Origin of the sequence: Lysinibacillus parviboronicapiens (assembly GCF_003049605.2) — a bacterium.
Lineage (GTDB): Bacteria > Bacillota > Bacilli > Bacillales_A > Planococcaceae > Lysinibacillus > Lysinibacillus parviboronicapiens.
In genome coordinates this window covers 3,252,529-3,267,234 of sequence record NZ_CP073713.1, presented here as the reverse complement: position 1 = coordinate 3,267,234, position 14,706 = coordinate 3,252,529, and the positions used below count along the sequence as shown (strand labels likewise).

The following is a 14,706-nucleotide window of genomic DNA, read 5'->3' as shown; positions in this document are numbered from 1 at the left end:
CAAAAAGAGATGGGGAGATACTATGAAGTATGAATTATGTAAATCAAATCCTTCCTTTGAAGAGTATAAAAATTTACATCAAACAACTGGCTGGAATGTAAAAGGGCTTTATACTTTTGACCAATTGTATCAAGCAATTTGCAATAGCTGGTTTAGTGCATCAATTTACGATGGTATAACTTTAGTAGGCTATGGAAGAATTATTTCGGATGGTATTTATCAAACCTTTATCTGTGATGTTATGGTACATCCCGATTATCAACGACAAGGGATTGGCTCACAAGTAATGGAATCTTTATTGGCGCATTGCAAGCAAGAGAACATAAAATGGGTTCAATTATTTTGTGCGAAAGGCAAACAACTCTTTTATCAACAGTTTGGTTTTACTGAACGTGATCTAGATGCACCAGGGATGATGGTTTTTTATGATTAAAATGCACACATAAACTTTATAAAAGGGGTTAAACGTTTTGAAGGCAAAATGTATTAAGATTTATGAATTTGGTAGTCCTAAAAATGTACTGAAATTTGAAAACAAAACCATCAAACCGCCGCAAAATCACGAGATCCTTGTTCGTATGTTAGCACGTCCTATAAATCCTTCTGACTTGATACCGATTTGGGGTAAATATGCTCATCGCATTGCTTTACCGAATACTCCAGGTTATGAAGGAGTGGGGGTTGTAGAAGCGGTAGGCCCACTTGTTTCACAAAATTTGCTTGGACAGCGTGTGTTACCATTACGCGGTGAAGGCACTTGGCAAGAGCTTGTTCAGACAAGAGCTGAATTCGCAGTGCCTATACCTGATTCAATGGATGATTTTACGGCCGCACAGATGTACATTAACCCAATGACGGCTTGGGTGATCTGTACGGAAGTTTTAAAACTAACACCTAAGGATGTCTTATTGGTGAATGCATGTGGGTCTGCGATTGGACATATTTTTGCTCAACTAGCTAAAATAATTGGCTTTCATTTGATTGCCGTAACACGAAATCCTAAACACACGAGAGATTTATTGCAGCTTGGTGCTTCGTATGTAATAGATACCTCAACAGTGAATTTGTGTGAAACTGTTATGGAGATAACAAATGGCCAAGGTGCAGATGCAGCCATAGATTCCATTGGTGGTTCGGCGGGCAATGATCTAGCTTTTTGCGTACGCCCTAGTGGTAATTTTTTAACAATTGGTCTTTTATCGGGCGTACAAGTAAATTGGGGAAATATTGTTAATGATGCCCATGTTCGGGCAAATATGTTTCATTTACGACATTGGAATAACCAGGTATCAACAGTAAAATGGCAAGAAACGTTTCAACAGCTTATAACACTTGTGGAAGAACAGAAATTAATGATGCTGGAGATGGATGCACAATATGATCTACTAAACATTCACAAAGCTATAGATGTACTTGAATCTCCTAAAAAAACTAAGGGGAAAATATTTTTAACGAGCTATTAAGTGCTGTAGAATAACGAAGGAAGTAAATTATCTTCCTTCGTTTTTAGCATTAAAATAGATCGGTCGATAAATAGCGTAACCCCGTATCAGGAAGGATAGCAACAATACGTTTCCCTTTGTTCTCAGGCCGCTGAGCCAGTAATGTTGCTGCATATAAAGCAGCACCAGAGGACGTGCCAACTAATATACCATCTGTTTTCGCAACGGCCCGTGCTGCCTCGTAAGCTTGTGCAGTTTCCACTTCAAGCACTTCATCAATAATTTCAAGATGGACATTTGAGGGGACACGAGCTGCATCAGCATCAGAGAAACGATGAACACCTGTAATTTCAACGATATCAGGATTTTCCACCGAAGCGATGGAATTTACGGCCGGCTCTACACCAATAATTTGAATGGCTGGATTTTTGGATTTTAAGAAAGCGCCTGCACCACTAATCGTGCCACCTGTACCGATAGAGGCAACGAAAATATCAATTTGACCAGCAGTATCTTCCCAAATTTCTGGTCCAGTTGTTAGTTTGTGTATGTTTGGATTGACATCATTGTCCAATTGATTTAGAAAGACAACATTTTCTTCTTGCTCTACAACGGTTTCTCTAAAAACTTTGATTGTTTCCACAAAATCGCCTTCAGTTTCTTCAAATGCAGCTACCATTTCTGGAACATCCGAAAATGGCACTACCTCAGTACCATATGCTCTTACTACTTTTGTGCGTTCTTCGCTCACACCATCCTGCATATAAATGCGTAATTTATAGCCCTTCGCCGCTGCAATTGCTGCTAATCCAATTCCTGTATTGCCACTTGTCGTCTCGATAATTGTTTTATCTTTCGATAAAAGACCACGAGCTTCTGCATCTTCAATCATTGCTTTTGCAATACGATCCTTCACACTATTTGCAGGATTAAAATATTCCAGTTTTACGATGATTTCTGCCTCTAGCTGTTGTTCTTTTTTGTATTGATTAAGCGCTAATAGTGGCGTATGTCCCACTAATTCTGTAATCGACTGCTTAATTTTATTAGCAACAATTTGACTCATCCAACCATCCCCTTTTTAATTATCCCACTTAACGTACCTTTATAGTAAGAATTAAAGATATCTTATCATGACTAATTTGGCTGAGCAAGAAAATCCATGATAGAAAGAATAAAAAAGCTGATAGAAAAAAATTATTGCTAACAGTTAGTACTTTTGCCTGTCACAGATGGCTATCTTTTTATTGTGATGCTTCCCTGTATAAATCGGCCCAATAGGTAGCAGTAAAACATAAAAATTTAGTTAATCATTGTAAAAACCATTAGATTGGTAATTTTGGAAAACTAGCAAATAAGTTATGATAAGAGGAGTTGAGTGTATGTCGGGGATGGCAACAAATGAAGGAGACAATTGCTACAATAACGACTATAGCACAAACCAAAATTAAGATGATGAAGCAAAGACCGAGCACTTATTTACTGCAAGCCCTTTGGTGGGCTCTTTATTGGCTTTGGTATTTTACTCATCGTAACAATCGGCGGCTTATTTGAGCCATCAGGTGTACCCAGTATGAAAGTTGTGCAGGGTCTCGCATTTGGTGTGGCCCTTAGTATGGTCATGATGGCTGGAGCAAATTTGTTTACAGGAGATAACTTAGTATTGACGATTAGTACATTAGAAAAAAAGTCGTCACCATTAGAAATGATTAGTATTTGGACGTTTAGTTATCTAGGAAATTTTATCGGTTCACTGTTCGCTGCGATGTTGTTCGTATATGCGGGACTTGCGATGGGAGATACGGCAGCTTATATCGAAAAAATGGCAACGGCCAAGATGACTGCAGGATTTGTGGCGCTTTTATGCCGCGGCATTTTATGTAATCTGCTTGTTTGTTTGGCAGTATGGTGCAACTATAAATTGAAAACAGAAATCGCAAAATTAGCGATGATTTTTAGCTGTATTTTTCCATTTATTACGTTTGAGCATAGTATTGCTAATATGACACTCTTTAGCCTAGCACTTATGGTGCCACATGGGGACCTTGTATCTATGAGTGGCGCCATAGCTAATTTAATTCCAGTGACGATTGGCAATATCCTTGGCATTGTGTATTGGATGAACATAAGATGTGAAGGGGATTAAAATGTTAGCTATATTGATGTGTTTCTGTATGATAAGCTATAAAATATTGGGAAATAAGGAAAAAATAAAAAGGCTGTCGATCAAGCAAATAATCGCAATAGGAGTGCTTTATACCATTATGTTTACCGTTGCATTCTGTAACATTTAAGGTGGTGGGAAACTACTGAAACATTCTGTGCAGTGGATACTTTTAAAGTCTCTGCTTGCTGATGTAATCATTATAGTCGCTGGATGATTAGCGGTATATTATATGACAAGATAAACCCAAAACTATTACATTCAAAATAGGAACTGTATATAGTCTATAGAGGGAGTGAATGATGTGGAAAAAATAACTCAGTTAAAACAAGCTATTCAAAGGTTGAATGAAGCGGATGCAAAATCGATGCTGTTGTTATTGCTGGTAAATAGCAGTTTGAATGAAGAAAAGTTACAAGATATACGACAATCCATTTTAAAGTTCGGGGATAAGCCTAAAACGAGGGATGTGCAAACGATGCACATCGTTTTTGGTGAATCGCCAGCTGGAAGTCTAAAAGCTGCTTTTCGCAATACAGACTATACCAATACGGAAGATATTATTATGCTGCCAACAAACTTTTCAATTGGTCCATTGAAAGATTTACATAAAGTCTCTGGTATCGAGGCTCGATTTGAGTGGTTCCAAGAACGCTATAACTCTGAGGATGATGGGCTACAATTATATAAAAGTTCTATGTTCGATATTGTGGAAAAAATAAAGAATATTCCCCCGCATCAGCATATCGTTATTTGGACTTGTCAAAATGCCCATGAGCAAACGGGTTTACGCCTCGTTTTAGCAATGTTGGAAAATAAGTTAAATCCCGTGTTTGTTCTGGATACGTATACAGCATTTCATGAAATTTATACCCTCCCACATTTAGCGGAAGATAACTACCCAAGATCGTCTGGTGAAGTTAGTTCAGAGGATTTGCTAAGCTTTTACGAACAGTATGATTTACGACCATTACAGCAGGCGAAACGACAAATATTATGTGCGGAAGGCTTGCGAATGCTTGCAGATGATGACTATTTAATTCGGTCATGGGAACATCATGAGCTATGGCAAAATACAAATGAGGATTGTGATGATGCGTTTATTATTGCATGTGCAAAGCGATTAGAGAAGGAAGAGGGCAACAAGAAATTTCGAAAATCGGCCCGTTTAATTGGCGAGGTAATGGGGCATATGGAGCAATATAGAGGAGATGAGTGGATTGAATATCGATTACGCTGTTTAATCAAGCAAGGTGTTTTTATGCATAAAGGGGATTTAAAGGCCATGCGCTATTATGAAGTGAGATTGCCGGATGCTACTTGATAGATTCATTTTCTGAAGTTTTGATTTCCCTAAAAATCATAGATAGAATGACTAACAGAGTACTTTTATATAGAGATAAGGAGTGGTAACTTATGATGATGCTTTTGTTTTATTAATACGAGCTTAGCAGAATAAGCTCGTATCGATCCTAGCTATCGATACGAAATACTACATTTCGGAGGTAGCGAATATGGAACAAATATGCTTGGAATTAGAAAATATTGAAGTGACATTTTTGGAGAAAGAAATCATAGCAATAGATCGTTTAGCAGTACATCAATTTGATCGCATCGGTATTGTGGGCGATAATGGGGCCGGGAAAAGTACCTTAATGAAATTACTTGCAGGGAAGCTTCAACCAACTCGCGGACAAGTTAGGCGATACGTCAATCCAGGGTATATCGAACAAATCGAAGCACCTACAATGACAGAGGCGGATGGGACGTTGCTTAGCAAATTAGCTGTTCCAACTCAAACTAACCAACTAAGTGGTGGAGAGCAAACAAGACTAAAATTAGCACAGCTATTCACACATTACTATGAGGTATTGCTATTAGATGAGCCAACTACACATTTAGATCAACAAGGTATTGCCTTTTTACTAGACGAGCTTTGCTATTATTACGGGGCACTTGTATGTATTAGTCATGATCGAACATTTCTAGATCAGATGGTGACAACGATTTGGGAAGTCGAATCAGGAAAAGTGCGGGTTTACAAGGGCAACTATAGTGATTATAAACGACAAAAACAGTTGGAACGAGAGCAACAAGAACAGGCACACGAGCAATTTATGAAGGAAAAGGCTCGACTAGAAAAAGCGGCTCAGGAGAAAATGAAAAAGGCTGAGAAAATAGCACAGGCTGGTAAGTTGTCGCGTAAGGAATCGAAGGCGATGGCCAATCGTATGTTTGAAACAAAATCGAAAAGTACAAGTCAAAAGGCCGTCTATAAAGCAGCAAAGGCTATTGAAAAGCGTGTAGACAAGCTACAAAAGATTGAAACTGTCAAAGAGCAGAAGAAAATTGTTTTTAGACAAGTACCTGCTCTAGAATTGCACAACAAGTTTCCAATTATGGCACAGCACTTAACACTGCTAGTAGCAAATAAGGTGCTGCTACAAGATGTCAACTTCCAATTACCGCTTGGTCAAACGATTGCCATCACGGGTCCTAATGGCAGTGGTAAAAGTACATTACTTTCACATATGGCGAATCATGGAGTGGGTTTAATTATTTCACCAAAGGTTAAAATCGGTATTTTTCGTCAAATGAGTTATCGATTAGAACAACAAGAAACAGTCCTGCAATTTTTGAAGAAGCGTTCAGACTATGATGAGGGGATGCTGCGTAGTGTTCTTCATGCAATGCAATTTGTAGGAACCGATGTCCAAAAAAGTGTTCTTGCATTAAGTGGCGGAGAAGCGATTCGTTTGCAACTTTGTCAGTTGTTTTTGGGTGATTATAATTTATTATTATTAGATGAACCTACAAATTTTCTTGATATTCATGCCATTGAAGCTTTGGAACAGTTCATCATGGCGTATGAGGGCACGGTTATTATTGCATCGCACGATCAAGCAATTATTAAAAACGTTGCGGATATGCAGTTTCAACTAAGCGCTCAAAAGCTACAACGAGTATAAGCATTAATGTTACAATAAAAAGTGAGTCAATGGGATAGAAGGAGTGAAAAAGATGTTAAAAACTGAAGTTTTCGAACAACTTAAAAAGGCGATGAGAGAAAAGGACGTATTGGCAAAAGGTGTGCTAACTCTTGTGAAATCAGCGTTAGATTTGGCAGAGAAGGAAAAGGGGGAAGCCCTAACACACGATGAGGAAATTGCCATCATCAATCGTGAAGTGAAGCAAACTAATCAGGCATTGGAAGGCGCGCAAAATGCTGGTCGTGCAGACTTAATTGAGAAAGAAGAAGCGAAACTAGTGTTATTAAAATCATTCCTGCCAAAACAATTAACTGAAGAGGAAATTGCTGAAAAACTAACAGCAGCAGGAGTTATCTCAGGCATGAATATGGGAGAAGCGATGAAAATTGCTAAACCACTGTTAACGGGTCAAGCAGAAGGTGCCGTTATTTCAAAAGTTGTAAAAAGTTTAATCTAACAACTATGTGAAATATAACGCTTCACCTTAAGGGAAAGATAAAGTTTTACATTCAAACACAAGGGATAGCCAGCTACACTAGCGGGTTATCCCTTCTTCCTTCTCTAATATTTGTTTTTATAATTTAATTTGTTCGTTGTCAATTAAATGAGAAAAATTTATACTATTAATTAACCACTGGTTAGTTAGGGAGGGTATCATGTCACCACGTAAGCCATCAGCACATGAACTGACGCAAGAAATGATTGTAGAAGTAGCACATAAACAGTTTACCGAAAAAGATTTTCAACAAGTTTCCATGCGTAGTATCGCAAAAGAGCTAGGTTGTAGCCATGGGGCAATTTACTATCATTTTAAAAATAAAGCGGAATTATTTTATGTCATTATTGGTGCGTATTTTACGCAATTAAATAAAATTTTAGATGACACTGTGAATGGAACTGAAGATTATAAAACAAAACTTTATAATGTATTTGTAGGTTTTATGAAGTTTGGTTTAAATCATCAAAGCCAATATGAATTGATGTTTATGGTGAGAGATGTTGAAATAGACGGTCTATCACAAGAGGCTGCAAATCTTAGCTATGAAAAATTTGCGCAATCTCTACAAGCTCTAGCTACAAATAAATTATTGGTTTCAGATATTCATTCTGTCTTTATTGCGTTACATGGTTTTGTTTCACATTATCGACATTATGTGAAGGACTATGAGGAAGCAAGAGAAGCTGTAAATGTACATGCTAAATTTCTTGTCAAAGCATTAACATAAGGAATGTAGGCTCTAGAATATGTGAATTTGGAGTTTGCTTTTAGCATTATTTGACCGGTGGTTAATTAAAGGGGGAATGAAATGTGAAGAAAGCATTAGTAGTAGGGGCGTCCGGTGGAATGGGCTATGCACTTGTTAACGAATTAGCTGCGAGAGGTATAGAGGTGGTGGCTTTCGCTAGGGGTAAAGAGAAGTTGGTAGCCCTTTTTCAACAGCAACCGAACGTGACAATTTATTCAGGCGATGTATTCAATGTAGAACAGCTAGAGAAGGCTTCCCTTGGGGTAGAGGTTATTTTTCATGCAATTAGCTTTCCCTATCAAGAATGGGAAGAAAAGCATATACGGTGCTTAAATATCCTAATTAGGGTTGCACAGGCACAACAGGCGAAAATCGTACTTGTAGATAATATATATGCATATGGAGAGCCAACTACAAGCGTTGTTACAGAAGACACAATGAAAGACCCGCAAACGAAAAAAGGAAAAATTCGCTTAGCTATGGAACGTACATTAATGGACAGTAATATACCATCATTAATTGTTCATCTGCCTGATTTATATGGTCCAAATGCTGAAAATACAATTTTATACGGAATGTTAAAAAGCGTTGTAAAAGATAAAAAGGCAAATTATGTGGGGAACATGCAAGTGGCGAGAGAATTCCTTTATACATTTGATGGAGCGAAAGCAATGGTTGAACTTGCTCTACGGACAGACACATATAATCAAAATTGGCATGTGCCAGCTGTTCACACAATTACTGGAGAACAACTAGTGTCGATTTTACGAGACATTACTGGCTACAAGAGAGAGGTTCGTTCAGTTTCGAAAGCAATGATTGGACTGTTAGCCATCTTTTCACCATTTATGAAGGAAATGAAGGAAATGATGTATTTAACAGAGCAGCCTGTCATATTGAGTGGGGAAAAATATGAAAAAGCTATAGGTACTTTACCACAAACGCCGTATAAGAAAGGGCTTCAAGAGACATTGTTATGGTTGAAGGAGAGGGAGCAATAACAAATCAATCTTCAATAGAAATACATTGAAAACAAAAAAATGACTTTGGCAGATGCGCTCAAAGTCATTTTATTTGCTATAGCTTAAATTTTTGTATGATATTGCGTAACTGTTGTGCCATTTCAGCTAAATTATTCGAAGAAGCAGTAATTTCCTCGATACTAGCTGACTGTTCCTCTGAAGCGGCAGCAACGCTTTGAATATTTCCAGATGCTTGAACAGCTACAACACCAACTTGCTCTACAGAACTAGCAATACTGCTAACCCCGTTATTTATATTGGAGATGATGTTGTTAACATGGTCCATATCTTGGGTAAGTGCTGTAATATGAGAAAAAATTTCTCCAAAGGCTTCGCCTGAAGCATTAAAGGAAGTAGAACTTTCTTCAAGATTACTGCTACTAATCGCCATGGATTTCACAGCTTGAGTAGACTCCTCTTTAATCGTATCAATCCGTGAGCGAATACTATTAGCAGCTTCTAGAGATTGGTCAGCTAGTTTACGGACTTCTTCAGCTACAACAGCAAAACCTTTACCGTGTTCACCAGCACGTGCTGCCTCTATCGATGCATTCAATGCAAGTAAATTCGTTTGGTCTGTAATTTGAGTAATTAATGCTACTATATCGCCGATCTCATTCGTGTATGAACTTAAACGCTTCACAACATCTGAAGTCGCATGAATTGCATCGGATGTTTCATCCATCTTCTGTGTAGCACTTTGAATCGTTGTATTGCCCTTTTCTGCAATAGAGGATGCACTAAATGCCTTAGTCGTTACATCATTGACGCTGGATACAACCTCTGACATTTTTGTGGAGATGGCTGTAATATGATTTTCAACCTCTTCAATGGAAGTTGTTTGCACTTCTGAGCCACCTGCTACCTCCTGCATAGAAGAGGTAATTTGTTGAATGGATGCGCTTGTTTGCTCCGAGCTAGCAGATAATTCTTCTGACATTGCAGCTACCTGCTCAGCATTTTCACCAATTTGGTAGATAAGAGAACGTAAATCCTCGGTCATATTTTGAATACCGTTAGAAAGTTGTGCAATTTCATTTGAGCCACTGATTTGCAAGGGCTGAACAGATAAGTCACCTTGTGCCACTTTACCAACATAACCAGTCATATTTTTGATTGGTTTTGTAATGCCAATGCTAATGAAATAAGCCACAATGATACCAAATATCACAAAAATAACAGTCATAATAATACATAACCAAAGAGTCTGAGTTTGAAGTTTAGAAATGAATGAGGCATCCATATCTAAACCAAACAGAATATTCGTATCTTTAAAAGGAATAAAAATCGATTTATGGATACCAAATTCATCTTCATAAATATCACTAACTTGAATGTTACCTTTGTCTAAAGCAGTATGCATTTTATCATCAAAAACATAATCTGCTTTGTAACTATCTTGATTACTTAAAGCTACAATATGTTCCTTGCCTTCTGCACGGGAAAGCACATAAGCATTTTCTATATCATACTTTTTGATTGTTCTATTTAAATCATCTAATACTTTTTGATATTTTTCCTGACTGCCATTATCTGCTGCTATGACATCAGTTTTTTCTATATCATCAAAAATCGTACCAGATACAACCTCTAAGGAAGATTCAAACTGCGTAATAACAAAATCATCAATTATTCTATAGGAAACAGCAAATAATACAACGCTAAATATTACTGATATTATAGCGATTGGAATGGTAAAACTTGCAATATATTTATAGAGTAACGAACTCTTTAATTTAGTGACTATACTCAATTTGTGATGCCTCCAATACTTTTACCTTTTGTTGCAAGAAATGGATGATGTTGCTTATATGTTCCGTCTTAGTATAAGGAGAAATTGAAAAGAATTTTGCTGCAGCAACCGGTATTTGTTGTTTAGTATCACTAGCGCTAACAGTACATACACGTGTTGTATCACCGAAAAATACTTCGTCGCGGCCTTCTCCTAAAATTTCAAATAAAGAAGCGTTTATAGCATTTATATATTCTAGCTGATCTTGTGTATAGCTACCTGCTTGTTCAGAGGCCCAATTAAAGTCTTTAGGATACAAACGATAGGCTGTTACAGGACCAATATTTGCTTCATTGACTACTTGTATCATAGGAAGTTTTTCAGCTAATTGCTTACGGAAGGCTAAATTTACACGCACATAATTAGCTAAGATTTGTTGGTAGCCTTCTTTTCCGAATGCTTGCAAAGCAGCATAGATCGCAATGGAGCTGCCCATTCGAGAACACTCTAATGTATAACCTGTATGATATGAACCATAGCCTCGATTGCCTACATATGGTGTATCAAAGTCATCGATGTCCAGTAATCGTAAATTTTTACCTTCTTTTATTAAGAATAAGCTTGTTAAATAAGGAGTTTGTCCAAGCTTTTGGAAGTCAAAGCAAAGGCTATCGGCAATGGCAAGATGTTGCATACGCTCATGAATTTGTAGTAGACCTTGTAAGACATCCTCTTCAAAATGAAGCGGATTTTTCTTGAAATCGTAATCATTGAAGAAGGCATAGAAGCCACCTAGTGCTGAATCAGCATGTATATGTATAGATTGTAAGTCGTACTTTTTCTCAAGGTTTGTCGTAACTTCTTTGATTGCTTGTACATCATCAATGCCGAATTGATCTGTAGCACCTGTAGTAGCAACTACATAAACAGGGATGCCACCATTTTCAATAACCTCTGTCATGCGAGCTTGCAAATCTTGAACATCCATTGAATGATCTTTCCCAGCCTTCACACGAATTAAATGCTTGCTACCAATACCAACTGCTTCAATCGATTTTAATAAGCTGTAATGAGCATTTTCTGAGGCAAAGCAATATAAATTATTTGGCACACCCTCTTCTTTGGCCTGAGGGAATTGTTTAGCAATAGCAAGTCGTAGCCCGCTGAATACAGCACCTTGTCCGCCCCAAGTTGTATAACCGAAGCTTTGTGTAAAGTCATAACCTACTAACTTCGACATCATCGCAACAACCTTAACCTCACATTCTGCTGCAGCTGGCCCGTAAACATCCCACAGATTGTTCCCGTTTAGTAAGGCATTTGTAAACTGACCTAATACGCCAGGAATGCTTGCCATTGGTAAAACATTCGTAACAAAGTTGCGTGTATGGTAAGGATGTCCTTGCATCAGTTGTGTTAAATCGTCAACGACTTGATCAAGGCCTACTCCTGATGTTGGTACTTGGTTGTCCTGCATCAATTCTTGATAGAAATTGGCAGAGCGCTCTTTCATCGGGCCAAGTGTTGTTTTTTGGGGATTCTTTAAGTTATCTAATGAGGTTACAATTTTCTCTAATAGTGAAAGAAAATTCTCTCTTTGTTCGATATTTCCATCTTCACTCTGGAAAAGTTGCTGAATTTGTTTCATTTTCATCATCCTTTATAGTTCATATTTCGCTAGTGTGTCTGGGATAATAGGACATTTTGCTAAAATTATAATAACATATTATTTAAGAAAATATATTAATGTTTGCCTGAAATATTAAATTTTGACATTTCTTAATAATCTAACTAATTAGAGAAGGATGATTTAGAAAGAACAGTAATGATGATAAAAAATTTTTTAGTATGAGGGAGTAGCGGTTTTACTTAAAAAGGGGAGGGCGACGACTTACACTTACTTCAGATACCTTTATTCTAAACCAACGATAAGTTTTAAACTCAAAGTTGATTACAATAATTTTATTGAGAATATTATTATCTGATTATTAACTAAAATCATATGAAGCCTATTTACTAATGAGGTTTTTATTATTTACATAACATGGCTTTGAATGAAAAAAGGCTGTCCCTGTTTGAAATTAATAATTGGGATGGCCTTTTTAATTACTATCACAAAAAGTAATATCTTGGAACGTAGTTGATGCTACTAATCTTCTATACTTACAAAATTTTTGAGCTCATTCACTGTCACAAATCTATAACCATCTTTAGTGAGTGCTTGTAAAATACCCTCTACGGCTTGTAGTTCATTACCAGTGTCATCATACATGGGATGCATCAAAATAATGGACCCTGGTTGGATATTCTCCATTACATAATTAATCTTTTCTTTAGCTGTCGAATAGTACGTATCTGGCTCCAAATTCCACGTGATGGTGTCCCGCTTATTTTTATTTAAGTAATAAGGGAAACCAATTAATTTTTTGCAATAAGGTGGTCGAATAGCAATTTCATCAGTATAACCGATGCTTTGAATCAGTTGATCGGTTTTTTCAATTTCTTCTTTTATAAAAGAGTTACTTTTGAACACCATTGGTTTATGTGAGTAAGTGTGATTACCGATTTGGTGACCTGCCCTGACGATTTTTTGTGCTGCTTCTGGATTCTCCTCTATCTCGCTTCCAATAAGAAAGAATGTTGCCTTCGCATGGTATTGGTCTAATATAGGCAGCAGTTCATTGACGTTTTCTGTGGGCCATCATCAAATGTTAAAGCGACAACTTTTTCATTTGTATCTATATGTGCCGTTATTTCTCCAAACAGTTGATATGTTCGAGCATTCATTAGTTTGTATGTGCCTAATACTAAAATAATAGAGAACAACACACCAATAGATATATAGAAGATTTTCTTTTTCATTTATGCAACCAACCTTTCTAACGGTATTGTTATTTCTTATGCAAGGTTCAACCTGTTTTATTACGTTAGTCAATGAGGTCTTTGTTCACTAGATAAGTTAGCTAGTTTGTTGCTGTCCTAAGCTTTGATTCGTGTGACAAAGTTTGCTGGTGCGCTGCTGTATTTTTTTGCAGTGGATGATTGGTTATATAATACTCAATTCGTTATTACAATGAATCATAACAATATATTGCCATGTAAGAACAAGGGGGGGTTTATGTTGTCCAGTGATTATAGTTTATCTGAAGACCAGCCTAAGAAAAAACGAGTACGCAAAAAATGGTTTGTTATTGCTTTGTGTATAGTAGTAGTCAGTTGTGTAATAATTACTAATTTGCCTGTCGTAGCCTCGTTCTTAGATAAATCTAAGGAGCCTGATTTTAGTGTCTACAAAACATTTGTTGGTCAAACAATTGAAAACGATTTCGGGCGTTTGACATTAAATGAGGTGATGATGGATGATAATCAAATATTACTTAATGCAACCTTTGAGCCAGTAGAGGATTTAGATTTCGACTATCAAGTTTTTTTCATTCCACAAGTATTGGTGAATGGTCAGAATTTTACAGTTCGGAATGGTGGTCAGACCATTGCACAAACTGATTCAATCTATACGATATATAACAGTGTAAAGATGAGTGAGTTACCGCAAAATGAAAAGCTAAAACTTGAAATACGCTATAACGATTGGAATTGGGAAAAGCCGATTGATAAACCGTGGGTATTTAAAATAGAGGCTTTACAAGAGCAATTGCTAGAAGATAGAATAATTTTTTCTGTGGACAAAGCAATTACGCTAAATGATGGTCAAGTAATTAAGGTAGAAAAGGTTGTTTCAACACCGATTTCTACTACCATATACTTTCAGTCAACACAAAGCTTACAAGAATCTATTGCATTTAACATTTTATCTGAGTCTGGAAAAACATGGCGTTATGATTCTTCTTATCCTTTAAATGAAGAGCATACACAGTGGGGAATCCGTTTCGATGCGCTGTATTTGAAGGATAAAATGTATGAGTTAATACCTGTTGAAACAGGTGATAGAGATAAAGAACTTGGTCCAATAATTAAAATTGGTGAGAAATAACTATGAGAATTTACGTTTAACAGTGGAATCTTGACTTACAGAGAAAATTTACAATATCTTAATCTAACCTAATAAATATTCCATGTACTATTACTATATATGACATGGAAAGTAGTTG

At 36.9% G+C, this 14,706-nt stretch carries 12 protein-coding genes and 1 pseudogene; 9 read left to right on the top strand and 4 right to left on the bottom strand.

The window, feature by feature from the left end; all coding sequences use genetic code 11:
- Nucleotides 1-22: 22 nt before the first annotated feature.
- Both C9J31_RS15770 and C9J31_RS15765 read left to right on the top strand, forming a co-directional pair.
- Entirely contained in the window at nucleotides 23-433 is a 411-nt protein-coding gene (locus C9J31_RS15770) for a GNAT family N-acetyltransferase (protein WP_107951529.1), read from the top strand.
- Nucleotides 434-470: 37 nt separating this feature from the next.
- Nucleotides 471-1,463 carry a zinc-dependent alcohol dehydrogenase family protein gene (locus C9J31_RS15765; protein WP_107951530.1) on the top strand — a complete coding sequence of 331 codons (993 nt, stop codon included), beginning with the start codon at nucleotides 471-473 and terminating at the stop codon, nucleotides 1,461-1,463.
- A gap of 49 nt (nucleotides 1,464-1,512) precedes the next feature.
- On the opposite strand, the gene C9J31_RS15760 is transcribed toward C9J31_RS15765, so the two are convergent.
- Entirely contained in the window at nucleotides 1,513-2,508 is a 996-nt protein-coding gene (locus tag C9J31_RS15760) for a PLP-dependent cysteine synthase family protein (protein ID WP_107951531.1), read from the bottom strand.
- 411 nt (nucleotides 2,509-2,919) lie between these two features.
- Between C9J31_RS15760 and C9J31_RS15755 the strand changes: the two genes are divergently transcribed.
- The 6 genes from C9J31_RS15755 (at nucleotide 2,920) to C9J31_RS15730 (ending at nucleotide 8,844) form a co-directional block, all read left to right on the top strand.
- A complete protein-coding gene (locus C9J31_RS15755; RefSeq protein WP_202973822.1) occupies nucleotides 2,920-3,588 on the top strand; it encodes a formate/nitrite transporter family protein in 669 nt (222 codons plus the stop codon).
- 322 nt (nucleotides 3,589-3,910) lie between these two features.
- A complete protein-coding gene (locus C9J31_RS15750) occupies nucleotides 3,911-4,930 on the top strand; it encodes a DUF1835 domain-containing protein (protein WP_107951532.1) in 1,020 nt (339 codons plus the stop codon).
- A gap of 190 nt (nucleotides 4,931-5,120) precedes the next feature.
- Nucleotides 5,121-6,575, top strand: coding sequence for an Msr family ABC-F type ribosomal protection protein (locus C9J31_RS15745; protein WP_107951533.1), 1,455 nt, complete (start codon nucleotides 5,121-5,123; stop codon nucleotides 6,573-6,575).
- Between the two features lie 52 nt (nucleotides 6,576-6,627).
- A complete protein-coding gene (locus tag C9J31_RS15740; RefSeq protein WP_107951534.1) occupies nucleotides 6,628-7,053 on the top strand; it encodes a GatB/YqeY domain-containing protein in 426 nt (141 codons plus the stop codon).
- A 199-nt stretch (nucleotides 7,054-7,252) separates the two neighbouring features.
- Nucleotides 7,253-7,822 (top strand): TetR/AcrR family transcriptional regulator, encoded by a 570-nt coding sequence (locus tag C9J31_RS15735; RefSeq protein ID WP_107951535.1) that lies wholly within the window; start codon nucleotides 7,253-7,255, stop codon nucleotides 7,820-7,822.
- Between the two features lie 83 nt (nucleotides 7,823-7,905).
- The gene (locus C9J31_RS15730) at nucleotides 7,906-8,844 is read left to right on the top strand and encodes an SDR family NAD(P)-dependent oxidoreductase (RefSeq protein ID WP_107951536.1); all 939 of its coding nucleotides are present in this window, start codon (nucleotides 7,906-7,908) and stop codon (nucleotides 8,842-8,844) included.
- 76 nt (nucleotides 8,845-8,920) lie between these two features.
- Here C9J31_RS15730 and C9J31_RS15725 read toward each other — a convergent pair whose 3' ends face one another.
- The 3 genes and pseudogenes from C9J31_RS15725 to C9J31_RS15715 form a co-directional block, all read right to left on the bottom strand.
- Nucleotides 8,921-10,618, bottom strand: a complete 1,698-nt coding sequence (locus C9J31_RS15725) for a methyl-accepting chemotaxis protein (RefSeq protein ID WP_107951537.1) — start codon at nucleotides 10,616-10,618, stop codon at nucleotides 8,921-8,923.
- Nucleotides 10,602-12,245: a pyridoxal phosphate-dependent decarboxylase family protein gene (locus C9J31_RS15720; protein WP_107951538.1), complete on the bottom strand. Its 1,644-nt coding sequence runs from the start codon at nucleotides 12,243-12,245 to the stop codon at nucleotides 10,602-10,604. The genes C9J31_RS15725 and C9J31_RS15720 overlap by 17 nt, the downstream gene beginning before the upstream one ends.
- A 501-nt stretch (nucleotides 12,246-12,746) precedes the next feature.
- A pseudogene (locus C9J31_RS15715) lies at nucleotides 12,747-13,459 on the bottom strand (polysaccharide deacetylase family protein).
- Nucleotides 13,460-13,715: 256 nt separating this feature from the next.
- On the opposite strand from C9J31_RS15715, the gene C9J31_RS15710 reads away from it, so the two are divergent.
- Nucleotides 13,716-14,588 (top strand): DUF4179 domain-containing protein, encoded by an 873-nt coding sequence (locus C9J31_RS15710; protein WP_107951539.1) that lies wholly within the window; start codon nucleotides 13,716-13,718, stop codon nucleotides 14,586-14,588.
- Nucleotides 14,589-14,706 lie beyond the last annotated feature (118 nt).

Excerpts from the sequence above, each read along its gene's own strand:
- C9J31_RS15770 (WP_107951529.1), top strand. The coding sequence starts at position 23 with ATGAAGTATGAATTATGTAAATCAAATCCTTCCTTTGAAGAGTATAAA.
- C9J31_RS15760 (WP_107951531.1), bottom strand. The coding sequence starts at position 2,508 with ATGAGTCAAATTGTTGCTAATAAAATTAAGCAGTCGATTACAGAATTA.
- C9J31_RS15745 (WP_107951533.1), top strand. The coding sequence starts at position 5,121 with ATGGAACAAATATGCTTGGAATTAGAAAATATTGAAGTGACATTTTTG.
- C9J31_RS15740 (WP_107951534.1), top strand. The coding sequence starts at position 6,628 with ATGTTAAAAACTGAAGTTTTCGAACAACTTAAAAAGGCGATGAGAGAA.
- C9J31_RS15735 (WP_107951535.1), top strand. The coding sequence starts at position 7,253 with ATGTCACCACGTAAGCCATCAGCACATGAACTGACGCAAGAAATGATT.
- C9J31_RS15720 (WP_107951538.1), bottom strand. The coding sequence starts at position 12,245 with ATGAAACAAATTCAGCAACTTTTCCAGAGTGAAGATGGAAATATCGAA.
- C9J31_RS15710 (WP_107951539.1), top strand. The coding sequence starts at position 13,716 with ATGTTGTCCAGTGATTATAGTTTATCTGAAGACCAGCCTAAGAAAAAA.